The organism is Actinopolymorpha pittospori (assembly GCF_014873875.1).
Taxonomy (GTDB): domain Bacteria; phylum Actinomycetota; class Actinomycetes; order Propionibacteriales; family Actinopolymorphaceae; genus Actinopolymorpha; species Actinopolymorpha pittospori.
The window spans coordinates 9,305,341-9,326,555 of sequence record NZ_JADBEM010000001.1 but is presented as its reverse complement, the minus strand read 5'-3'; the positions used below and the strand labels follow the sequence as shown (position 1 = coordinate 9,326,555).

The following is a 21,215-nucleotide window of genomic DNA, read 5'->3' as shown; positions in this document are numbered from 1 at the left end:
GAAGAGACCGATCCGGCACCCCGGCCGTCGCGACGAGTGTTCAGCCCGGAGTACAAGCTGGTAGAACCTAGGGTCAGAGGTCGCACATTGCCGACTCCGGCTCTAAAGGGGGTCAAGGCGCGCCGCAAGCGGCGCGCACCGCCCCGTCCTCGTCCTGCGGGCGGCCTGGCGGCCGTCCTCGGCCGGGCCGGCGCGGCCACTGACGGTTCGCACGACTGTTCAGGCCATCTCAGGCTGAGGTCTTTCCGGGGGCGCTGCCTCCTGGACCCCCGGTCCTCGGTCCGGGAGAGGAACCCTCTGAGGGCGCCGCCTTGTGCCTTCCAGGCCGACCTGTACTGGCGCTTGCTACTGGCTCGCTACCGAGATCCCGAGGTCGCGCAGCTGGTCGGCGCTTCTGGTGGTGAAGAGCCAGTCTCGGTGGCGCGGGCCTGGCACGAGGTCGCCCGCGGGCAGCTCATGTGTTGATAAAGGCAACGATCCGGTCAAGTTCGGGGACGTATCCGTCGCTGGTGTCGACGTCGAGTGTGGGCGCATCGATGTGGATGGCCTCCCAGGCGACGGGCCTCTCGGTGCTGTGCGAACCCCGGTCGTTGTGCGCAGCCCGGGTTGCCACCTTCTCGAGCCGCTGCTCTTGCCGTCGCAGCATCTCCTCGTGCGGCGTGTGGCACCGGATGACCCTGAGATCGGCCGACGTCGCGAGCGGTGCGAGCCCGCGCTCCCAGGGGTGGTGCTCCCATGCCGCCTCTACGACGACCGTTACGCCACCGTCGAGCAGCAGCCGTACGACATCGAAGACAAGTGGATAGGTGCGACGTGTCAGCGGATCTCCGACGGCGGCGGTGAATCCGGGTCCGTGCGCGTGCACCATGCCCTCCTTGATCTCGTCGCGGCAGATCGCCGGACAGCCGATCGTCCGCGCGAGCCTGTGAGCGAGCGTCGTCTTCCCAGATCCGGCCGGGCCGGTGACCACAACCAACGTCGGCCACAGCCGCGCCGGTGACGGTGGCGCGGCCTCATCTGCCGAAGTCAATGTTCCTCCTTCGGTGACGCATCTAAGCCGTGGACCCGATAGCGAATTGTTCGGCGCGATCAATCCTGTGATGACGTCGAACTCATCAGCGGCGGTCCCTCCCGTGCGCGGCCGAGCTTACCCGGGGATGTCTCCTGCGGTGCGAGCCCGTGCTCCCAGGTGCTCAGCGGTACCAGGACGACGGAGTGACCTGCCCGCGAGAACCCACTCGTAATGCGTCGCTCCGACTGACCCCAGTCTGACCCCAACGAGCTGCAACGCCGGGCGACGATGAGCACCAGGCCGACGACCTCCCGAGCGCGGACGAGCAGCTCGTGATCACGGTGCCCGTTCCTACGGATAACAAGGTCAGGCCGGACGCAGAACCGCCCGCTGTCCCGTGCAATCCACGTGCAACAGCGGGCGGTCAAAGAGGGTGATCAACGGGCATTGGCGGTCAGTCACGCTCCGCCATATCGCATGGTCAGGATGGTGGGCAGGGGCGGGGTCGAACCGCCGACCTTCCGCTTTTCAGACTGGATCTGTTCCCGGCTCAGAAGGCGGGCATCTCAGGTATGGGCGCATTGGCAGGAGCTACCAGGTCGTCGCCGGCCGAGCGTCCCAGCAGCCAGGCGAGCAGGGCGGCTTGAGTTCCGATGATCTTCTGGCTGGCATGATCATCGCCGATGCAGTACGAGAGCCGGGTGTCTTCGGCGTACATCTGCACGACGGGTGCGGTGGGAAGGGTGGCCACGTGCGCCGAGATGTCTTCCAGTGCGCGGGTGGTGAAGTCGTTCGGCCAGTCCTCGGGGGAGTAGCGGGCATCAAGGTCCACGTGGTGGACCAGGACTTCGAACAGGCGGGCTCTTGCGCCTTCGAAGGCTGGGCCGCAGTGTCCTCCCGTCCAGCGAACCTTCGAATACCAAGCGTCCGGCGGCATCTTGGCGTACTCCTCGGCAAATCGCTTCGCGGAGTCGCGTACGTCGGCGAGAAGTTGAGTCGCCGAGCGAGCTGCGCCTGCCTCGATCTCCGCAGTCCGGGCTTGCATGCTGGGATACTCCGGAGTCTCGACGCCGGTTCTCGCCCACACCAGCAGTCGTCGTCCGCCGTCTGCGTTGCGGGCGAGATGGGTCAGCACGTGCGCTCGGGTCCAGCCCGGTAGCAGCGACGGCGCCCGCAAATCGTCCTCATGGAGGGATTCGACTGTCTCAACCAGCTGACGGGTTGCGTCGTCGATTGAGCGTGCAACGGCGTCGGGGTTGAACGCAGCGTGCGGCAACCCCATCTCTAACCCGGGATCAGAGCCGACAGTGGCAGGCCGAGCCTGTGAGAGGCAACACGAGCGACATCGACTTCATCCACACCGTTGGGTCGCGGCGCGGCTTGTACGAGCGCCAAACTGCGAACATTGATCGCCGCTTGGTCAAGCCAGTCGAAGGCCACCGCAGGCGCCTCGTCCGGAGCCTCTAATCGGCGGGCAAGGTGGAGGGCTGCGGTGACAGCTCGCGGATCGAAGGTCACTCCATGATGGGCAGCGCAGCGGCTCAGTTCCTCAGCGAGATCGGGGTCCATGCGTGCCTCCTCTTGAGCTTGGAACAAACGTACAGCGCTGACCGACGCCGGAGAACCACTCACGGCCTCCGTGCCCTCCGCGTGCCCCAAGCCAAGGGTGATCTTGGTCCGTAGCGGTGATCCACGGTCGCAACACGTGCTGTGGGACGCGGCGCTGATCCACGCTCGGGGGAGCGTGAGCGGGGGAATGGCCTTTGCAAGGCAGTGGTGATCGAACGCGCGGTTGGCTCCGCCTGACCTTTACCCTTGTAGGAGGTCTCCGGGAGTGAGGCGCCCTCAGGGGCCCCGAAATGGCAGCCACCAGAATGAACGAGCCGCGCGGCGGTTGGCACCTAGAAGGCAGGAACGCCGAGGTTGGCAAGTAGGACGCGAATGAGCGTGCTGGAACGTTCGATGCAGGCTTGGTCGTCCTCATCCACTCCGATCCACAGCGAGGACAGGGCGATATCCAGGGTGTGCAGGTCTAGCCGCCGGCGGTAGGTGTCGTCGGCGTGGGCGCCGTAGCCGGCCAGGAGTGGCGCGAGGTCCAGCTTCGGGCCGCGAACCCGGAGTACCGCGAGGTCGTGCACCGGTGCGCCGGGCTTCCAGTCGCCGAAGTCGATGATCCCGCTTACTCGTACGGCGTCGCCGTCCGTGCCGTCACCGGTCACGAAGATGTGCTGGGGGCTGAGGTCGCCATGACACAGCACCCAGCGCTGACAGGGAAAGTCGTGGACGTATCCCTCGAGCAGGTCCAGCATCTGGTCGAACTGCGCAGCCGAGAACCCGCCTGCCAGGACCTGATCCCGTTCCGAACGTCGGTCGGCCAGCTCGGCCGCCATCGCCGTCGGCCAGTCGCGTTCGTCATTGACATGGACGCCGCTGATTCGGGCGATCAATCCGCCGATCTCGGCGAGCACGTCGTGCCGTTGTCGCTCCGAGAGGCTGGTGACAACTTCGGCGAGTGGACGGCCGGGGACCGTGCGCTGCACCATGACAGGGAACTCTGTCCCGTCGATCCGTACGGTATCGAGCAGCAGGATCTCCGGCGCCGGCACTCCGGCAGCCCGTGCCTGACCGATCGCCCTGGCCTCGGCCGCCGACCTGGTGGAATCACCGCTGAACCGCCCGAACCGCAAGATCCGGACCACCACATCCTGCCCGTCGGCGCAACGAACGCGATAGACCTCGTTCTCGTAGCCCTCCACGATCCGGTCCACCTGCTCGATCCGAGTTCCCACCGCGTGGCGTACGACCTCGGCCAGCACCGAGCGCGGGGTGCTCACCTGGGCGTGCTGCCATTCCACAAACGAGCCTGGCTGCATCGACATGCCGGCCATTCCAACAGCACAGCGGTTGTTGATCAAAGAGATTCACTGGCCCCCTTGGAGGCTCTGCCGTGCAACTGGCGTCCGATTAGGGGCGGGCCGCAGCGGTCACGAGCGGCCATTCAGGGGTCGCCGGTACGCGAGACGTGAGCCGTGACCAGGGGTGGCGCCAGCCTTCCAAACTGGTCCCCGGCCGTATCGTGCAGCCTCCCTGAGCGGCAGCTCGGTGGGCTCGACTACGTGCCGACCGCGCCAGATGATGACTGCGTAGCCCCGCACCAGGGCGCGCCGCATGAGGTAGGCGTCCGCGACCTCGCTGGCGTAGATACGCGTCCCTGCCTTCGTCAGCCGACAGTCGCTAGACAGTCCTTCGGGCTGGCCCAAAAGGCCCCTGATTAGGACGCGCCACCGGTGCGTCACGAAGGAGCCCTCCACCATGCCTGGATTACATGCAAGTTTGCACGAATGGCTACATGCCCACGCGCTCGGTCTGGGCGCACAGGTGGTACCAGTTCTGGCCCGGATGGTCATGTTGACTGAAACGGCGACACGTGGGCCTGACGATTGTACGTTTGTGTATCAGGCGTAATGTCGATCTGGCGCGGGAGGGGTGGCGCGTGCGGGGTCACGGCGTGGACCAGAATGAGAGCGTCCTCTGGGAGGCTTCTCCTCACACACTCGCAAAGCATCGAGTCTATGAGCAGTATCTGAGCAAGTGGATGCCGATCATGATCCGCAGCTGGAAGGGTGACGTGACGTATGCGGAGGGCTTCGCCGGCCCCGGCGTTTATCTCGGTGGCGAGCCCGGATCTCCCGTAATTGCTCTGCGCGCAGTTATCCGAGATCCAACATTGCGTCTTCTGGCGCGAGACCTGAGATTTCTGTTCGTTGAGGGCGACAAGCGGCGTGCGGTGCGGCTTGAAGGGGAGCTTGAGAAGGCCGCCTCGCCTGTCCCGCTCGCTAAGCTAGCGCACTATGGGATCGACCTCGCGGTCGAGCCGGGGGATTATGATCCGGCCCTCTCTAATCTGCTGACCGAGCATAATGCCTGGGGCCGTCCCATGTTGGTCGTGCTCGACACATGGGGCGGCGCGGTCAAGCTCGATCTTGTTCGCCGGATCGCCCGGAACCCGTCCAGTGAAATATTGATCACCTTCGGACCGCAGTATTTTGCCCGCTTCGCCGAGGTGACCAGTATTCAGCATGGAGACATAGTCTTTGGCGATGCGGGATGGCGTGATGTCGCCGGGCAGCCTGCCGACAAGAAGACGCAATGGATGCTGAACAAGTACCGTGACGTGCTAGTCGACGTTGGTTTTGCTTTCGTGCTGTCCTTCGAGCTGGTCGACGATCGCGGGCAATCACTTTTTCTCGTCTTCGGGACCACCCACGTACGGGGGCTGCAGAAGATGAAAGAGGCGATGTGGGAGGTCGACCCCGTACATGGTGTGCAATACCGCGACCCGGCGGACCCGAATCAGCAGCTACTTGACATCGAGCCTGAGCCGGTGACAGCACCGCTCAGGCGGGAGCTATCGCAGTACTTACGTGACCAGCCAGGACAGGCCGCAAGTGTGAGTGATCTCCGGCAGTTCGCCCTGTATCGGACCGTGTATAAAGAGAGCCAGGTCAAACCCGCGCTCGATCAGCTTGTCAGCGAGGGGATCGTCGTCGGCGACGCCGTGGGCGGCCGGGTACGACTCGGCGGGACTGTGCGGCTTACCACCGCTGGCATCGGTCACGGCAACGGAAGGTGACGGACTCCCGCTACCGGCGGTGCGGCTGGTCGGATGCGGTCGCCATGGGGCAAACTCAGGCCGTGACCTCCCAAGGATTGCCCCGCAATGTCTGATCGACATGTAGCTCGACCTGAGTCGGGACCTAAGGATGAGTGACCGTTCGCGTATTGAGTGGACCGAGGCCACCTGGAACCCAGTGACTGGCTGCGACCGGGTGTCGAGCGGTTGCGACAACTGCTATGCCATGACGCTGGCGAGGCGGCTCAAAGCCATGGGAGCTCCGAAGTACCAACAGGACGGCGACCCGCGCACGTCCGGAAGCGGGTTCGCAGTCACCATCCACCCCGACTCGCTTGAGCAACCGCGGCGGTGGCGCTCGTCGCGCACGGTGTTTGTTAACTCAATGAGCGATCTCTTCCACGCCAAAGTGCCTACCTCCTTCATTCGCGACGTCTTTGACGTTATGGTCGACACTCCGCGGCACGTGTACCAAGTACTGACGAAGAGGCCTCTGCGAGCGTCACGTATTGCCGGGCAGCTGCCTTGGCCATCGAACGTGTGGCTTGGTGTATCGATCGAGAACATGGACGTTGCGCACCGCGTCGACCACCTCCGACGTGTGCCGGCGGCGGTCAGATTCTTGTCCTGCGAGCCGCTGCTCGGATCGCTCGATGGGCTGGACCTAGCCGACATCGACTGGGTAATCGCTGGTGGGGAGTCAGGTCACGGATACCGACCGATGGACATCAGGTGGGCTCGGGACATCCGCGACGCCTGTCTCTCGGCAAGCGTGCCCTTTTTCTTCAAGCAATGGGGAGGGCGAACGCCCAAGTCCCTCGGCCGCGACCTCGACGGCCAAACATGGGACCAGATGCCTGAACCTTCTGCGGGGCACGAGCGCCGATTGTCACCGGCTAAGCCCATGGGAAGCGGCGCCGCCCACCTTTGATAGACGGTATCCCGCGGTCGCTCCGGCACAACGCGAGCGCGGGATACCGTCCGTCTCCTAGTGACCCCGGCGGGCTAGAAGCAGTGCGTCCAGTGCGCCGACCGCGGAGCGCGGTGCGATCAGCGCTCGTTCGTCTAACGACTCTTCCCACAGCGCCTGGAGCGCGGTGACCAGGCCGGCCCGCATGGGTTTGCTCACGTGACTGTAGACACCGCGCATGCCGGGGACCTCATGGCCCATGCGTTCCGACTGCAGGACGTAGGAGGTGCCAACTTCGTCCATCCACGTCTGGTGTCCGTGGCGAAGGCCGTGCGGGGAGAGCCCGTGCAGCAGGGGTAGCCAGGACACCGGGCGCGTGTCTTCGCCGAGTCGTGGGCGCCCACGTCCGGTCGGCGGCACGTACGCCGCTACGCCGGGCGTAGCCGATGGCCAAGGTGGCAGCGGCCTGCCCGGCCAGGGCCCGGCGACGTCGACTAGGACCGGAGCCATCGGCCGCGGGCTGCCTCCCTTCCTTGCCGGGTACCAGCCGTCGGCAGCGGGTCGCATGACGCGCTCGCTGTAGTTGGACCGGCGGAAGTGGCCCCCGTGAGGTCCGAGGAAGACGTACTCAGATCCGGTGCACCACTCGATGTCGCTTCCGCCTCCGTGTTGACTTCGGCAGGTGCACGACCGGCCTTGGGCCACGCTCAGATGATCAGTCAGCAGCTCATAGAGGAATGGTGGCAGGTCGGCCGTACGCATCGATCCGTCCTTGGGCCGGCCGCGATAGAACCGGCCGTTCAGCTCGTACAGCTTCCAGTGGATGTCGAGTGCGTCACTGCGGATGCAGTCGGGTGGCAGACCGATAGCTTCACTCCACCTCATACCGGTGTAGGCCACCGTAACTAGCAGTACGAAGTCGGTCGACGTGCCGGAGAGTGTGGCCGCGCGTTCTGCAATGAGGAGTGCTTGCAACGGCGTCGCCCACACCTTGCGCTTCTTCTCAATCCGCTCGATACGTCGGAGTCCTTTCCGCCCCTTACCACGTCGCCGGGCTGCGGGATTCACCTTGATGTACCGGGGGATCGCGTCGGCGAGCACCGTGGTGAGAGTCGAGCGGGCGTCGTGCGCTGTGCGGCGAGTAAGCCCGCTAGCGACGAGGTTCATCTCCCAGAGCGCGATCTCCTCTGTGCTGAGAGATGCCAGAGCACGGTCCCCGAATGTGGGCAGGATGTGCACTTCGATCATGTACCGGTAGTTGTTCATCGTTGTGGGTTCCAAGTCGAGCGCGGGAAACCAGAGATTCACCCAGTCCGTCAAGGTGATACGGCCAGCTCGAGCGTCAACATAGGTGTCGTTCCGGATCGCGGCTTCTTGATCGCGGGCGTGGTCTTCGGCGGCCTTCCGAGTCCTGAAGCCCGACTTGGATTCCAGGGTTCCGCCTGGGCCGCGCCACCGTGCGCGCCACAGGCCGCCTCGCTTCTCTGCGTAAGCCATCGGTTCCACTCCGATTCAAGATGTTGGGAAGACTAGGCGACCATTCGTTGCGTTCGGGGGCGTGCCCTGAGCGGCGGGGTGCTCCCCGTCGTTCCATCGGTCGTACGTCGCCGCGTACGTGGGGTTGGCTGTGGCGACGAACGGGCCAGAAGGTCAGTGACCGTGGGCGTCGACTCGAAGATGTGCACGATCTGGGCCAGGTGGTCAGCAGTGAATCGGTAGCAGCCGCCGAGCATCGTGAACGGGATCCGCCGCGCCGCTGCCTGTCGTTCTAGCCAGCTCCGGCGGACCCGAAGGACCTTGGCCGCCTCCTCGGTGGTGTAGAGCGTGGGGACTGCGTCCATCCGACTCCTCGCTCGTGCTGTGGTGGGCGGGTGTGGTGTCAGCACTTCATGTCACTGCCGTTGTCCCGGGCCGGAGGGGGTGGAGTGACGGAGTGACAGTTGTGACAGTTCGGCCGTGTCCGTGCTGTCATTCGGCTCGGTCAGGTAGTAGGCGCCCGCTGTGCTGTGGAGTTGGTTGTCTTCTGCCATGCGGGTGCAGGTTTTGCGGATGGTGTTGGCGTTGATGCCGGTGGCTTGGGAGATGGCTTTGGGCGTGCTGCCGGGGTTGGCGCGGACGTACCTGCTGATCTGGGCGCGGGTGTCGTGCATGAGGTGGTCTGCTGCGGGGCCGTCGAGGAGGGTCCAGGCGCCGGCGGTGGGGTTGAAGGTGAGGGCGTAGTCGTTCTCCTGGACGTCGCGCCCGGTGACGTGGAGGACGGCGTCTGCTTGGCCGCGGGCGCGTTCGAGGACGAGGATCGCGTCGACGGCGCCGGTGAGGCCGTTGGTGCCGGAGACCATTGCTTGGAAGTCCTCGGCGCCTTGTTTGCGGACGTGGTGGATGAGCAGGAACGGCACGTTGTAGTAGTCGGCGATCCGCTTGAAGCGGGCGGCGGCGGCGTAGTCGGCGGCGTAGGCCGACATGCCGGGTGGGGTGGAGCCGCGCATCTTTTCGAAGGTGTCGATGATGACGAGCCGTGCGTGTGGGTTGGCTTCAAGCCAGTCGATGAGGAGCCCTTCGCCACCGCTGGTCATGGTGGGGCAGGCAGTTTCCAGGGTGAGCAGGGGTGCGGCACAACTACCGGCTGAGAGCATCTGCCGGCGGCGTCGCTGGAGGCGGCGGCCGGTGTCTTCGAGTGCGCAGTACAGGACGGGTCCGCGCTCTACCTCGATCGTGTCCAGGGCGGGTTCGCCGTTAGCGATGGCGGCGCCGAGTCCGAGGGAGAGCCAGGACTTGCCGAGTTTGGGTGCCCCGGCGAGCAGGTTCAGCCCTTCGCACAACAACCCGGGCACGGCCCACCGTGGCTCGGGGAAGTCGACTGCCATCAGTTCTGCGTCGGTCCACCGGGTCTTTCGGTTGACCGGATCAGGGACCGAGGCGAGTGGCCTGGCCAGGCTCATGCTGCTTCCTCCCGTGGTGTGGTCATGTCGTTGCACAGGCCCGAGGAGGCGGTCTGGCTGGCCGGGCGTTCGTCGCCGGTAGCCAGTTCGGGCGCGAGAGCGTCGACGAGCTGGGCTTGGAGTCGCCGGCCGGCCTCGCGGGCGCGGCCAGCAACCGTCAGCGCAGTGTCGGCCTGGGTTGGGTCAGTGCTGGCGAGCCGGTCGAACAGGGCGGCTTTGCGTAGCAGCCACGCGGCCCGGTAGCCGACGGAGCTGCCGGGCCTGGGTTTGCTGCGGGCGAGGTCTTCGAACTCCAGTGGCAGCAGCACGTCATCGAAAGCCGCCGCGCTGGTCGTATCTGCCCAATTCATCACTGTCATGCCTTTCTCTCGCTGCTCTGGTCCGCTGACCCAGTGGCTATGCGGCGACGTGTCGGGGGCGCTTGGCGCCGTCGCGCACTCCTGAGGCGACGGTGCGGGTGACTTCGCGGGGTCGTAGGCCGGCGTCGAGTCCGGCGCGGGTGAGTAGCTGGCGCACCTCTTCCTCGGCGATGGAGCCTCCGGCGGCGAGTTGTCCGAGGGCGACGGCGGAGCGGTAGAGGGCGGTGTTGCGGGTGCCTTCGGTCGCGGTAGCGATGTGGTGGAGTTGCCGGGCGATCGCGGCCTGGAGGTAGCGGCCGTGCCGGTCGGTGGGCAGGTCGATCCGGACGGGCCGCTGGGGTGGCAGTGGGGCGGGGGAGAGGCGTCGCGCGAGCCAGTCAGGGAGCGGCGCCGGTTCGACGTCGTGCACGACTCGGTAGGCGCGTCCGGCAATGGTGGTGCCGGCTGCGGCGACGTAGCCGCCGTGGGCGCGGGTGTCGATGAGCCAGCCGAGCGATCCGGAGGTGCCGCCGGTGGTGTTGCGCAGCTGTGGCCCGGCGGGGTGTTGGTAGTAGAGGTGGGTGCCGCCGCTGGGGGTGGCGACGGTGTAGGTGTCGACCGGCAGTGGCTGGCCCGCCTGTTCGCAGACGGCGGCGAGGACGTCGTGCCCGTCCACGATCCCGGGCAGCTTCCATTCCTCGGGTGGCTGGTCGCCTGGTTTGGGGGTGTCGAGGTCGATGACGACCAGGCCGGACGGCCCGGTCGCGACGCCCACGCCGTAGGGCTTGTGGGTCCAGGCGCGGTGGATGCGGTCGGGGTTGGTGGTGGCGCGGGTTTCCCAGCCGGTGTGCCCGTCCCGGCACCGCGGGTCGGTGCCGTCGCAGGTCTCGGCGGTGTGGTTGGGGAAGGCTGGCCGCTTGTCGTTGGGACGGAGTGGGAAGACGTGCCAGCCGCGTGCGGCGGCGGCCAGCGCGGCATCCAGCGCGGCGTTCATGGGGGCGGTCATGTCCGGGCCTCCTCGAGGTGTGGTGCGGACTGGGCTTGTTGGCGGGCAGGGGTTATTTGCTGGCGCCGCGTATGTCGCGGAGGTGGTTGAGGAGTAGGCGGCCGGTGCGGAGTCGGTGGCCGGTGCCGTCGCAGCGGGGGCAGTGGCGGAAGCCTCGGCCGATGGGGGCGCGGTGTTTGCCCCAGCCGTTGCAGCGGCGGCAGTTGCGGAAGGGCCAGATCCAGCACAGGAGCAGGTAGCCGGCGGCCCATGCGGCGAGGCCGAGCACGAGCCAGCCAGCCACACCAGGTTGGTCACTGTGTGTGGCGGCGAGTGGGGTCGCGGTCGCGGCGTTGAAGAGCATTCGGATGCCTCCTGGGGCTGTTTTTGGGCGCGAGAGGCTGTGGCCGCGACCCGCTACCTGCGGACGGACGGCCTGATCAGGTCAGTTGTGGGGTGGTAGCGTGGCCGCTACCGGTTGCGGGGCGGGCGCTACCTGTCCCGCCCCGCCCGGTGGTTACCCTCCGTTGACCTTCCGGCGGTTGATGGCTGCGGCGACGGCGGCGGCTTTGGCGCCCTTGAGGACCTGGCCGTCGCGTTTGATGTCCACGCTCGGCACACCCAGTGCCCGTAGCTGGGCTGAGATCGCGTCGGCGGACAGCCCGGCGTAGTGCTCGGGCATCTGCCCGGCCAGCCGGGCGGCGATGGTGGGCCACTGCAGCCCGGTCTCACCGGCCATCACGGCCTGGACGTCGGCAAGCACATCCCGGGCCTGGCGGGCCATCTCCTCGCCGGCTGCCATGCCGGTTAGGGTGGCCAGCCGTTCGCGGTGGGCGCGGGCAGCGGTGAGGATCTTCTCCGCGTCGCCCTGGTCGGCCAGGAACGTTCGCACGGTCGGGGTGGCGTCGGTGGCGCCATACAGGTAGCCCACGCCCCGGTACTCGTCTCCGACCGGCAGGGAGGAGGCGTCGAACCCTTCGGCGTAGGCGTCGCCACCCAGCACCGCTTCGGAGACGAGCCGGTTACCGCACTTGAGCGCGAACCGGACGGCGTGGTTGTCGCGGTACCGGTTGAACAGCCGGCCCACATCCCCCGCCCCAACACCGGACGGCTTCTGGGAGCTGGACAGGATGACCACCCCGGCTGAGGGGCCGACAGCTTGGATGCGGGACAGCTTGCCGGCGATCTCCTTGTTGACGGCCTGGTCCTCGGTCTCGAAGTAGACCTGGAACTCCTCCATCACCACCATCGCCACCCGCAGGTCCGGGAAGCGCGGGTCGCGGGCCAGCTCTTCGGTGAGTTTGCCCTCCGGGCACAAGGTGGCGGGCAGCTTCGCCAGCTGCTGGTTCACCGCCTCGATGTGGGCGAGGATTTCGTCCAACGCCTCCAGCAGGTGGCTGATCGGGTCGGAGTCGTTCGGGTTGGGGTGTGTCCCGAAGATGATTCGGTGTGCCACGAGCCGGAACTTCATCCAGTCCGGGGAGTTCTTCCCGTCGACGATGATCAGCTTCACGTAGGGGTCCAGGGCTGCGTGCAGGGCGAGCAGTCGGGCGGCGAACGTCTTGCCCTTGCGTGGTTGGGCACCGACCAGCACTGACACCCACATCAGGGCGAGGGTGACCAGGCGGTCTCGTTCGTCCTTGCCGAAGCGGACCGGGCGCCAGATGTTGCGCGGCTTGCAGTCCAGCAAGTCGGTCCGTCCGACCGGGACGGCGAGCGGGTCCCGGTCCGCGACGAACAGGGTGTGCCGCCGGCTGGAGGTCTTGTCGGGTGTCAGGAACACCTGGTTGAGGTGCACGTCCAGACCGGAGGCGATCTTCTCCCGGGCGGCCGAGACGTCCGACCAGCCCTTGCCATAGGGCAGGTCGACGACGACTTGGGAGCCGGTGTTGCGTGCGTCGCGGCCCATCGGTGAACCGAAGCGGACCTCCTGGTCGGTCCTGTCCGGCCGGCCTAGGCCGGCGGCGTAGTAGGCGCGCAGCACGATGTCGGAGTTGAGTTTGCGGAACCGGGGGCTCACCACGGCCGTGCCGACGATCGTGCGGCCGACCGGGCGGCCGTGGCGGGCGAGTAGCAGGATCGCGACGCCTGCCGCGCCCGCCAGGTAGGGGCCGGGCACGGTCTGCCAGGCCAGTGGCAGGCACAGCGCGACGGCGATGGCCTCGCCGATGAGGACGATGCCGCGCCAAAGTCGGGTGGCCTTGATCTCTCGGAGGACCTTGGCCCATTCCTTGGTGTCGTTGGCGTCGGCGGCGTGCTGCAGGAGGGTGAAGTGGTTGCGCACCCACCACCAGGCGATCTGTTGGGCGACGAGCCGGTACAGGCCACGGAGTGAGTAGGTGGCGACCTGCATCCCGTACCAGGGCGCCCGGACGGTGTGGAAGGCGGTGATGTGCGCCCACCGGCCGGCGGTGCGTTTGGTCGTGCCGCCGATGTTGCGCGGCCACAACGCGGGCGGGATGACCGGGCGCCGCTGCCCGTCCGGTGCCGGGGGAGCATCAACCGGGACCGAACCACGACCAGGGCGCGGGGACTCGTCGAGCTCGATCTCGTAGGACACCTCCGAGCCACTGGACCGGGCAACGGCCGTCTCCGGGCTGGTCCCGGGACCGGCCTGCGGACCAGTAAGAGGACCGTCGCCGTCGCGGTCCGGGACCAGGTGCCCCTCGGTCCCGGGACCGTCCGGGGCGTCGGCGCGGCGGGGGAGTGGGACCAGCTCAACCCTCCCGTCCTCGCGTGCGGGGTGGGCGTTGTTGGTGTCGCGGTTGCGGCCACTCATTCGGACGTCTCCCTCAACGTCTCGTCACCTGATGAGCTGTCTGTGGTGATGCGGTTGCGTAGGTGTTCGAGGAGGGTGCCGAGCTTGGCGTTGCCGACCTGGTGGCCGTCGGCGCGTAGCTGGGCAGCGAGTGCCTTCCGGGTCAGGTCCTCACCCCGTGCGGCGATCCGCTCCGCTGCCGCCTCGGCGGCCGGCACGAGGTCAACCACGTCCGGTACGACAGTGCTACGGCGGGACCGGCTTCCCGTCTTCGTGGTCGCCTTCGGGCGCGGGATCGGTCGCGGCGTCGTCGGCATAGGTGGGGCCAGAGCCGGGGCCGGTTCCGCCTGGTCGTGGTGCGGGATGTGTTCGCCGAGGCGGTAGAGGGCGCGTTCGCGGCGTGGGGCGTTCCACCGCCACGCAGCCGGGAACCGGGCCGTGCGGCCCGCGATGTGCAGGTGTCCGTAGCGGTCCTTCAACTCCGTCAGCGCCAGAAGCCGGGCTCGTTCGCGGTGGAGGGCATCGGGGTAGGCGGTGATCTCCCACAGCACCATCCGTCGCCACAGCCCCAGCGTCGAGACCGGGGCGAGCAGCCACCGCGAGCGACGGATGCTGTCCATCCGGCGTGCCGATGCGAGTCCGGCGCGGACTCGGATGGCGTGGGTGCCTACCTCGATCGCTACGACCCACATGCCCGGCAGCACGGCGTGGGCGACCTGCCCGAACACCGTGGACTGTTCGGCGACGTTGAGGTAGATGGTGGCGGCGGTCAACGACCAGGGCACCAGCCGCAGCCACACCACGCGCATGTCCAGCCGGGCCAGCACTAGGTCCAGCGCGGAGAACACCAAGATCCCGACGTCGACACCTACCGGCACCAGCCACGCCAGCCGCCCGAACGCCGGAGCGGCGGCCGCCGCGACCGTCGCGAACGACGTCACCAACCCGATCAGCCCAAGCAGACCCACCAGCACGCCCACGACCACGGTCGCCGCGAGCTCCGGATCCGACAGCGGCCGACACCGCACATCAGCAGGCGCGTTCTCCTCGAGCACCGTCGGGCGGTCGCGGGTCAGGTCACGCACACCAGTCCATACCCCGGTCGCACTCATCACGCGGCCTCCCTTCCGGTTACGCCCTCGGTCATGTCGTCGGCCAGGTCCTCGGGCTGTTCGCAGGTGGAGCAGGTGCGCGTCGAGGTCGGTACGCAGTAGCCGACATCACGGCCACAGGCCCGGCAGGTACGGCGGGCGGCCATCGCCTTGGCCAGCGCCCGCCGCTGTCCAGCCGTGGGGGTCCGCTTGGGTTTGGCCAGGTCGAGGCGGTACAGGGACGCCCATGCCTCATCGCGTCGCCACACCAGCAGCGCGTACGGCTCCTGCCCGCCCGGGCACAGCCCGCGCTCGCGCAGCTGCCGCCGCGTCAACAGACCAGAGGGCGCGTGGTGGAACGGGAACGCCGGGAGCCCGTCCACGTACCGGGCCGACCACTGCCGCCCATCCCACAGGCTGACCCAGCGGAACGCCCGCCACCGATAGAAGCTCCGGCCCATCAGCCCTCACCCCCACCCGCATCGGAGGAGCGGGGCTCGGTGTCACTGCCGGTGTCAGCCGGGTCGGTGGTGTTCGTGGCCATGTGGGCGAGCCGCCGCGCCTGCCGGCGGGCCACCTCGGCCAGGCCTCGGGCCTGGATCTGCATCTGCGGGTCGGGGTCTTCCTCGCTGATCCGGGTCAGCAGGTCCGCCTTCCGCAGCAGCCACGCCGCGAAATCGGCCCGGTCCGCGCCCAGACCTGGCATGTCCCGCAGCAGGGCGCCCAGCTGCGCGCCGATCGAGGGCTGCCACGTCATGACGCAACCCCCGCCGCGTCATCCCGGACCGCCAGCGTCCGTCGCGCCGCGAGCACGCGACGTTCGGCCCGTCGGATCCGACGGCGGTGCAGCTCCGAGCCGTGGCCGGTGAGGTTGAGGACGGCGATCTGCTCGTCCAGCAGGGCCAGTTCTGCCTCGATCAACGGCCACTCGGCCTCGATCGCGGCCAGCTCCGCACGGGTCGGCTCCCGGTCCTCAATCGGAGCGTCTTGGTCATCGTCGTACCGACCCGAAGGCCGGTGGGAGATGATGTGCATGAACCGCAGTTCCTCTCTCTAGGTTCGCGGTTTCACCGGCCCCGCAGGTGTGTCAGCACCCGCGGGGCCACTTGCTGATCAGCGATGTGTAAGCACCACCGATCTCGTACGCGCGCCCGGACTCGAACCGGCCAGCCCCCACCTAGCAGCGTGCGTTGACAGGTCAAAGCCACACAGCAAGGCCCGTTGCCACGCTCGCCAGCACCAGGCCCAGCAAGGCCAGATCGACTGCAGCCCGCACGAGCCGGTACTTGCGGACGGCCAGGCCCGACAACAGCACCGCCAGCGCGGCCGTCTCGCGCATCTCCATGTCGGCCCGGCCGGCGCGTTCCGCGCTCTCCTCCAGCACCACATCGGGGGCCAGCGACGCCGTACGCAACAGCCCAACCCCGCGACGCAGAGCCGGCCGCAAAGCCACCAACAAAACCACCGTCGACCCGGTGAACGCCGCGACGGAAACCCAACCCACGATCGCGGGCCGCAACCATGGCCGCGCGGCCGCCGTCGCCAACATCACTGTCACTGCAGCTCCCGACAGACCAGCCAGTACGCCCGCTTTCGTCTCCACCCGTGCAAGCTCGGCACGAGCCTCCGCGACACGACTCAAGACCAACGCAGCCCGATCGCGCTCCACGTCGGCCACCTGGTCCTGTCTCCTCCACCAAGCACGCATCGCTGACTCCCCTCCGCCTGGCCGGTGTCACCGATCTCCTTGAGGTCCCTGTCCGAGACATACGCTAGACGGCTAGCGGCTAGACGTCTAGCCGTCTAGCCAGAAGGTGTGTATCCGGCCAGCCGATAGACTCGCGCGCATGATGGCCCTGGAGGATCTCCGCAAGCTGGCTGAGCAGGTCCGCGACGCCAGCCGGTCGCTTGACGAGCTGCGACAGCGCCGCGACGAAGCCATACGAGATGTGCGCCGCACGACCGGTCACACGGTCCCCGAGATAGCCGAGGCCGCAGGTGTCTCCCAGGCCACTGTCAAAGCCGTACTCCGCGGCATGCGCTGACGTCAGTGACGTGCGGCGGAATCGCCTGAACCTTCGGGATCTGATCATGTATCCAGGCTGCAGCCGATTGCCCGGCCTGAGAACTGCCCAGACAGGGCTGCTCCGCTGAACTTTTACCGAACCGGTGCTACTGAACTTTCGCCGAACCGGCAGCACTGAACTTTCGCTGAACTTGGGTGTTAGCCGCCTATATTTGGCCCGTTTGAGATGGGAAGCTGACCGCCATGGAACTCAATGGAATGCCCGCCACCATCGAGCAGGTCAGGTCGCTGGCGTTGACCAACTACGGTCACTTCACATCGATGCTGGTCGAAGACGGCCAGGTGCGGGGCCTCTCGCTACACCTGGAACGGTTGGCCCGTGACTGCCGCCAGCTCTTCGACGTCGAGCTGGACATCGACCGAGTGCGGCGCCACGTTCGCCACGCACTAGCGGACGCTCCTCAGAAGACCGTGGTGCGGGTAACGGTCTATGACCCGGCCCTCGATCTGGGAACGATTGGCGCCGACGCCAATCCGCACATTCTCGTCACCACTCGGGCCGCAGCAACGAAGTCGCCTACGCCGCTGCACCTCCAGGCAGTGTCGTATAGGCGGGAGAACCCGGCCGTGAAACACATCGGGCTGTTCGGCGTGCTGCAGCGTCGACGCGCAGCCCAGCGCGAAGGATTCGACGACGTGTTGCTCCTCAATCCGGACGGCTCAATTTCGGAGATCGCTACGTCGAACATCGGCTTCGTGCGCAACGGACAGATCATCTGGCCTCGGTCTGAGTGTCTGGCCGGAACAACGATGACCCTGCTTCAGCAGGCCCTTGACGAGCCCGTAGTCAGTGAGTCGCTGACTCTGTCAGACCTCTCTCAGATGGAAGCTTCCTTCGCCACGAACGCGGCGACGGGGGTCAGATCGATCGTGGCCGTCGATGCTCAGCAGTGGGCCAGTGACCACAAGGTCGTGTGCGAGTTGGGTGCGCTGTACCAGGACATCCCGACCGAAGCGGTGTGACCCAGCGATCTACAGTCCGCTACCCTCTTCCACGAAGATCAGACAGGGAGCAGACCTAGTGGCGACTGTTCAGCGATGGTCGGGTGTCGAAGTTCGGGCGTTGCGCGAGGCGAAGAGGATGAGTATCCGCGAGTTCGCCGCGCACCTCGGCGTCAGCGAGCGCATGATCTCGAAATGGGAGGCCGGTCGGGAGTCGATTCAACCCCGACCGGTGAACCAAGCCGCGCTCGACACTTGTCTCACGCGATCAGATCCTGACACGCAGGCCCGCTTCACCTTCCTCACTGGCGACTCATTGGTGCCCGCCGTCGACGATGGCGCAGCCCGAGATCTCCTTGCGAATAAGGAAGTCAGGCATCCGATCGACGGGAGCCCGATGGTCAAGGTGGATGGCGGCGTCTATCTATCTGGACCAAGCATCGAGCCAGTATGGCTACCGGCTTTCTACATCGATGTCTATCCGACAAGCAATGCCGATTACGCTCGCTTCGTCGCCGCTACCGGACGTGCCACGCCTCGGCATTGGGATGATGGCGTCTTCCCTGACCGGATCGAGAAGCATCCGGTCGTCTACGTGACCTGGCAGGACGTGGCGGCCTACGCGGAGTGGGCGGGCAAGCAACTACCCACGAGTCAGCAGTGGGAGAAGGCTGCCCGCGGCACGCGTGGCGCGGTCTATCCATGGGGAGATCAGCCGACGCCCGCAAAGTGCAACGTGCGGGAGAACGGGATCGGTGAAACGACCCCTGGAGACTGCTACCGAAGCGGCGTCAGCCCGTATGGCGTCTACGACATGTGCGGCAACGTCTGGGAATGGTGCTCCACCGAGGTCAGCCCAGGCCGCCACGAGTTGAAGGGCGGCGCCTGGACCAGCCCGTTCGACCGAGCCACGCCAACCCTGGTGAACGATGCCGCGGCGACCATGTGCGATGACGACACGGGCTTCCGCTGCGTTGCACCAGCAGACGAACTAGAGCGGCTACTTAACGACACGCTCCGGCGCCGATAAATCCGCCCTCCGGCAGTACTCCGGTTATGCGGTGCTGCCTGTCCTGCGACACGCCCCTGAACCTCACCAAGCTCTGCGGCTACCTGGTGCCGAGATTGCTCGATGCCTTGGAGATGGAAAGCCGGCACGGCTACCGGCCGCCTACGGCCAGGAGCGAAGTTGGCGGCCGTGATCGCGGAGCGCTTCGTGGTGAGGTTGGCTCGGCACCTCCTTGGGGGCATGGACCGAAATGGCTAGCGTGCGACTAGATTGCCCGCAGCCGCGACGACATCGAGAAGGACTCCGGTAGGCCCCTCTGGGCACTCCTTAGCCGCTAGACCGTACGTGGCTGGGTCCTTCCCGTTGACACCTCGACCCTCGTCAATAAGTTGCTTATGGGTGTCTTCCCAGCCAGGCCAATCACGTGCGAGAACGCGCTCTAGATCGCCATCCCACGCGTACAGTGTCGGACTGATCTTTCCGGCCGGATAGTCACTCTCTGGAACAGAGAAATACCTTAGAAGTAGACGATTCATACTCGCATTGTTTTCATCCTCCCGTCTGGCGGCCAGCGGATCCTTCCCGCTTGCGCGCTTTCGGTCGCCACTACCTTTGTCGCTGTCAAAGACAGTAAGCGTTGGGATCCGCAACTCCGCGAGAATGGCGTGCGGCGTCAGAAGATTTTGTTTTCCTGCAGCCTGTGCGACTGTGATTCCATGGGTTTCAAAGGATATCTGCCCGCCGCGAGATGCCATTCCGTCAAGGATTCCCTTGTCGCAGTCGCCCTCCACCAGAACGACTGCCTCAGCAAACAGGGCTTCAGCTAGGGTCCTCGTACATACTTGGTCCCAGCGAGATCGTATGGAGTTATCAGGAACAAAGCCGTCGAGGCGGGCGCAGACTGCCTCCAAGGACGCTTGAAAGACCTCTACCTCGGCGTGTCCATTGACATCGTGTCGGCTCCGGGTCACCCGACGCACCTGATCGAAATACCTTGGGTCAACAAAGTACGGACTGTGTGTCGCATAAGCAATCTGCATGCCACGATCCGGTGCTTCTGAAAGCTCCCTCAGTACTCTCGCAAATACTCGCGCCTGGGTCGGGTGTTGAAAGAGTTCCGGCTCTTCGACTGCTAGCAAGATCACACTACTGTCGCTGGTATCTGTTCCCCGCGTTGCAAGAAGCTTGAGCGAGGAGATCAACAGTGCCCGCTGGAAACCATGCCCTTGACGGTCAACCGAGGTCTCCACAAGGGCATCAGTGATTAGAACGTTGACGCTCGCAGGAATAGGACGCACATCGGGCGATGTCACGTTCAGCCGCACACCGCGCCCACTGGTGAAAACGGCTACCTCGGCAGTTAGCGCTTGGCCAAGCTCCTCTAGTTGTCCACCCAAGAGTCGACGAGTAATTTCCGCTTGGCGCTGGCTGACCTCCGCAGCGAGTGCTTCGAATTCGGCGCGGGCTACGTCGCGACTAACGGTACGATCGAGGATGCGGCCAATAATAGTCTTTTTGCCTTCTACGCTCTCTTCGACCGCACGCATGTCGGCAGCCACAAGCACATAGTCGAAAATTCCTGACAACTTGTTCTGGCCATTGAACCCGAATATTTGAGCCGTGCTCACCATTACTTCTTCAAGCTGGTCGGGATGCTCTTTCTCCCACGCCTTCATTGCCTGTTCGGCCTCGTCCACCTTGGTCCATTTTGGGAGGTTGAGCATCGGGTAAGAGGCGACCAGCTCGCTATAGGTAGATTTCTTCTCTGCGACCGTGGTTCCCCTGCGTACCTCCTCAAACGGGGCATACGTTTGAGTGGCAACAGTCATCCTGTCGACTCCAGCTTCCCATGTGCGCTTGGCGCGGAAACTAGAAAACCCAACCGGAGCATATCGCTCACCTAGCTGCGTACGATCTCTCTCTGTCAGTTCGGTGAAAGTCACTTCTACGGTGATCTGACGTGCGGCGGGATCGGCGCCGGAGTACACATCGTGGTCGGTCAAGGCGGTCGTGTCGCCGTTGAAAAACCATTCCAGCGCGCGCAGCACGGATGACTTTCCAGCTCCATTCGGACCGATGAATGTTGTCACGCCGTCAAATGAAATAGTGACGTCTTGTAGGCATCTAAAGTTGCAGATTCTTACCGTCTGAATTCGCACATGACCCTCCAGGGCCTAACTATTTGACGCCGTGGTTCTCACGTAGATCTGCATCTTTTACTTGTACGCGGCGCCCAGTTGCCGCGCTAGCCGCGCATGGGCAGGGATCACCAATGCTAGCGATCACTGCGGGAGACCGCTGACACATCGCTAGAACTCTCACTCCGGGCTCCGCTAGCCGGCCGCAGGCTCCTCGGCGCGGGCGGCGGCTCTGCGCCGCCCAGCCTGTTGCTGGAGGACATTCGACGGCGGCACTGTCACACCTGTCACTCTGTCACTCGACCGGCTCTGATCTGCGGAAACGTGAGTGGCAGGGATGTGATAGTTGGCTCGGCGCCATCTCTCCCACACTC

Annotated in this window: 22 protein-coding genes; 5 read left to right on the top strand and 17 right to left on the bottom strand. The window is 65.8% G+C overall.

Going from position 1 to position 21,215, the window contains the following annotated elements; all coding sequences use genetic code 11:
- Positions 1 to 454 precede the first annotated feature (454 nt).
- The 4 genes from HEB94_RS43135 to HEB94_RS43120 form a co-directional block, all read right to left on the bottom strand.
- On the bottom strand, positions 455 to 1,030 hold the full coding sequence (locus HEB94_RS43135) for an AAA family ATPase (RefSeq protein ID WP_238361776.1): 576 nt from the start codon (positions 1,028 to 1,030) through the stop codon (positions 455 to 457).
- Between the two features lie 532 nt (positions 1,031 to 1,562).
- The gene (locus HEB94_RS43130) at positions 1,563 to 2,294 is read right to left on the bottom strand and encodes a maleylpyruvate isomerase family mycothiol-dependent enzyme (RefSeq protein ID WP_192755191.1); all 732 of its coding nucleotides are present in this window, start codon (positions 2,292 to 2,294) and stop codon (positions 1,563 to 1,565) included.
- A 2-nt stretch (positions 2,295 to 2,296) separates the two neighbouring features.
- Entirely contained in the window at positions 2,297 to 2,581 is a 285-nt protein-coding gene (locus tag HEB94_RS43125; protein ID WP_192755190.1) for a hypothetical protein, read from the bottom strand.
- 332 nt (positions 2,582 to 2,913) lie between these two features.
- Complete coding sequence (locus tag HEB94_RS43120) at positions 2,914 to 3,891, bottom strand: phosphotransferase family protein (RefSeq protein ID WP_192755189.1); 978 nt, start codon at positions 3,889 to 3,891, stop codon at positions 2,914 to 2,916.
- A gap of 629 nt (positions 3,892 to 4,520) precedes the next feature.
- On the opposite strand from HEB94_RS43120, the gene HEB94_RS43115 reads away from it, so the two are divergent.
- Together HEB94_RS43115 and HEB94_RS43110 are read left to right on the top strand one after the other, a co-directional pair.
- A complete protein-coding gene (locus tag HEB94_RS43115; protein ID WP_192755188.1) occupies positions 4,521 to 5,645 on the top strand; it encodes a three-Cys-motif partner protein TcmP in 1,125 nt (374 codons plus the stop codon).
- Between the two features lie 130 nt (positions 5,646 to 5,775).
- Entirely contained in the window at positions 5,776 to 6,576 is an 801-nt protein-coding gene (locus tag HEB94_RS43110) for a DUF5131 family protein (RefSeq protein WP_192755187.1), read from the top strand.
- Positions 6,577 to 6,633: 57 nt separating this feature from the next.
- Here the strand turns inward: HEB94_RS43110 and HEB94_RS43105 are convergent, their stop codons facing one another.
- From HEB94_RS43105 to HEB94_RS43050, 12 genes are all read right to left on the bottom strand, one after another.
- The gene (locus HEB94_RS43105; RefSeq protein ID WP_273377294.1) at positions 6,634 to 8,052 is read right to left on the bottom strand and encodes a tyrosine-type recombinase/integrase; all 1,419 of its coding nucleotides are present in this window, start codon (positions 8,050 to 8,052) and stop codon (positions 6,634 to 6,636) included.
- 32 nt (positions 8,053 to 8,084) lie between these two features.
- Positions 8,085 to 8,396 carry a helix-turn-helix domain-containing protein gene (locus HEB94_RS43100; protein WP_192755185.1) on the bottom strand — a complete coding sequence of 104 codons (312 nt, stop codon included), beginning with the start codon at positions 8,394 to 8,396 and terminating at the stop codon, positions 8,085 to 8,087.
- Between the two features lie 51 nt (positions 8,397 to 8,447).
- Entirely contained in the window at positions 8,448 to 9,494 is a 1,047-nt protein-coding gene (locus HEB94_RS43095) for an AAA family ATPase (protein ID WP_192755184.1), read from the bottom strand.
- Positions 9,491 to 9,844, bottom strand: a complete 354-nt coding sequence (locus HEB94_RS43090; protein WP_192755183.1) for a hypothetical protein — start codon at positions 9,842 to 9,844, stop codon at positions 9,491 to 9,493. Before HEB94_RS43090 ends, HEB94_RS43095 begins: the two co-directional genes overlap by 4 nt.
- A gap of 46 nt (positions 9,845 to 9,890) precedes the next feature.
- Positions 9,891 to 10,838, bottom strand: a complete 948-nt coding sequence (locus HEB94_RS43085) for a bifunctional DNA primase/polymerase (protein WP_202896847.1) — start codon at positions 10,836 to 10,838, stop codon at positions 9,891 to 9,893.
- 52 nt (positions 10,839 to 10,890) lie between these two features.
- Entirely contained in the window at positions 10,891 to 11,181 is a 291-nt protein-coding gene (locus HEB94_RS43080) for a hypothetical protein (RefSeq protein ID WP_202896846.1), read from the bottom strand.
- 153 nt (positions 11,182 to 11,334) lie between these two features.
- Positions 11,335 to 13,596, bottom strand: a complete 2,262-nt coding sequence (locus HEB94_RS43075) for a cell division protein FtsK (protein WP_238361774.1) — start codon at positions 13,594 to 13,596, stop codon at positions 11,335 to 11,337.
- Complete coding sequence (locus tag HEB94_RS43070; RefSeq protein WP_192755182.1) at positions 13,593 to 14,687, bottom strand: DUF2637 domain-containing protein; 1,095 nt, start codon at positions 14,685 to 14,687, stop codon at positions 13,593 to 13,595. Before HEB94_RS43070 ends, HEB94_RS43075 begins: the two co-directional genes overlap by 4 nt.
- Positions 14,687 to 15,127: an RRQRL motif-containing zinc-binding protein gene (locus HEB94_RS43065; protein ID WP_192755181.1), complete on the bottom strand. Its 441-nt coding sequence runs from the start codon at positions 15,125 to 15,127 to the stop codon at positions 14,687 to 14,689. The genes HEB94_RS43070 and HEB94_RS43065 overlap by 1 nt, the downstream gene beginning before the upstream one ends.
- The gene (locus HEB94_RS43060; RefSeq protein WP_192755180.1) at positions 15,127 to 15,423 is read right to left on the bottom strand and encodes a hypothetical protein; all 297 of its coding nucleotides are present in this window, start codon (positions 15,421 to 15,423) and stop codon (positions 15,127 to 15,129) included. Before HEB94_RS43060 ends, HEB94_RS43065 begins: the two co-directional genes overlap by 1 nt.
- Positions 15,420 to 15,701: a DUF6284 family protein gene (locus tag HEB94_RS43055; RefSeq protein WP_192755179.1), complete on the bottom strand. Its 282-nt coding sequence runs from the start codon at positions 15,699 to 15,701 to the stop codon at positions 15,420 to 15,422. The genes HEB94_RS43060 and HEB94_RS43055 overlap by 4 nt, the downstream gene beginning before the upstream one ends.
- A 163-nt stretch (positions 15,702 to 15,864) precedes the next feature.
- Positions 15,865 to 16,344, bottom strand: a complete 480-nt coding sequence (locus HEB94_RS43050) for a Pycsar system effector family protein (protein WP_192755178.1) — start codon at positions 16,342 to 16,344, stop codon at positions 15,865 to 15,867.
- 169 nt (positions 16,345 to 16,513) lie between these two features.
- Between HEB94_RS43050 and HEB94_RS43045 the strand changes: the two genes are divergently transcribed.
- The 3 genes from HEB94_RS43045 (at position 16,514) to HEB94_RS43035 (ending at position 18,724) form a co-directional block, all read left to right on the top strand.
- Entirely contained in the window at positions 16,514 to 16,711 is a 198-nt protein-coding gene (locus HEB94_RS43045; RefSeq protein WP_192755177.1) for a helix-turn-helix domain-containing protein, read from the top strand.
- A gap of 224 nt (positions 16,712 to 16,935) precedes the next feature.
- Positions 16,936 to 17,715, top strand: a complete 780-nt coding sequence (locus HEB94_RS43040) for an aminotransferase class IV family protein (protein WP_192755176.1) — start codon at positions 16,936 to 16,938, stop codon at positions 17,713 to 17,715.
- 58 nt (positions 17,716 to 17,773) lie between these two features.
- Entirely contained in the window at positions 17,774 to 18,724 is a 951-nt protein-coding gene (locus tag HEB94_RS43035; RefSeq protein WP_337918375.1) for an SUMF1/EgtB/PvdO family nonheme iron enzyme, read from the top strand.
- Positions 18,725 to 18,957: 233 nt separating this feature from the next.
- Here the strand turns inward: HEB94_RS43035 and HEB94_RS43030 are convergent, their stop codons facing one another.
- Entirely contained in the window at positions 18,958 to 20,862 is a 1,905-nt protein-coding gene (locus HEB94_RS43030; protein ID WP_192755174.1) for an AAA family ATPase, read from the bottom strand.
- Between the last annotated feature and the right edge of the window lie 353 nt (positions 20,863 to 21,215).

Coding starts and splice junctions, on each gene's coding strand:
- HEB94_RS43130 (WP_192755191.1), bottom strand. CDS start 2,294: ATGGGGTTGCCGCACGCTGCGTTCAACCCCGACGCCGTTGCACGCTCA.
- HEB94_RS43125 (WP_192755190.1), bottom strand. CDS start 2,581: ATGGACCCCGATCTCGCTGAGGAACTGAGCCGCTGCGCTGCCCATCAT.
- HEB94_RS43120 (WP_192755189.1), bottom strand. CDS start 3,891: ATGTCGATGCAGCCAGGCTCGTTTGTGGAATGGCAGCACGCCCAGGTG.
- HEB94_RS43110 (WP_192755187.1), top strand. CDS start 5,776: ATGAGTGACCGTTCGCGTATTGAGTGGACCGAGGCCACCTGGAACCCA.
- HEB94_RS43105 (WP_273377294.1), bottom strand. CDS start 8,052: ATGGCTTACGCAGAGAAGCGAGGCGGCCTGTGGCGCGCACGGTGGCGC.
- HEB94_RS43100 (WP_192755185.1), bottom strand. CDS start 8,396: ATGGACGCAGTCCCCACGCTCTACACCACCGAGGAGGCGGCCAAGGTC.
- HEB94_RS43095 (WP_192755184.1), bottom strand. CDS start 9,494: ATGAGCCTGGCCAGGCCACTCGCCTCGGTCCCTGATCCGGTCAACCGA.
- HEB94_RS43090 (WP_192755183.1), bottom strand. CDS start 9,844: ATGAATTGGGCAGATACGACCAGCGCGGCGGCTTTCGATGACGTGCTG.
- HEB94_RS43085 (WP_202896847.1), bottom strand. CDS start 10,838: ATGACCGCCCCCATGAACGCCGCGCTGGATGCCGCGCTGGCCGCCGCC.
- HEB94_RS43080 (WP_202896846.1), bottom strand. CDS start 11,181: ATGCTCTTCAACGCCGCGACCGCGACCCCACTCGCCGCCACACACAGT.
- HEB94_RS43075 (WP_238361774.1), bottom strand. CDS start 13,596: ATGAGTGGCCGCAACCGCGACACCAACAACGCCCACCCCGCACGCGAG.
- HEB94_RS43070 (WP_192755182.1), bottom strand. CDS start 14,687: ATGAGTGCGACCGGGGTATGGACTGGTGTGCGTGACCTGACCCGCGAC.
- HEB94_RS43065 (WP_192755181.1), bottom strand. CDS start 15,127: ATGGGCCGGAGCTTCTATCGGTGGCGGGCGTTCCGCTGGGTCAGCCTG.
- HEB94_RS43060 (WP_192755180.1), bottom strand. CDS start 15,423: ATGACGTGGCAGCCCTCGATCGGCGCGCAGCTGGGCGCCCTGCTGCGG.
- HEB94_RS43055 (WP_192755179.1), bottom strand. CDS start 15,701: ATGCACATCATCTCCCACCGGCCTTCGGGTCGGTACGACGATGACCAA.
- HEB94_RS43045 (WP_192755177.1), top strand. CDS start 16,514: ATGATGGCCCTGGAGGATCTCCGCAAGCTGGCTGAGCAGGTCCGCGAC.
- HEB94_RS43040 (WP_192755176.1), top strand. CDS start 16,936: ATGGAACTCAATGGAATGCCCGCCACCATCGAGCAGGTCAGGTCGCTG.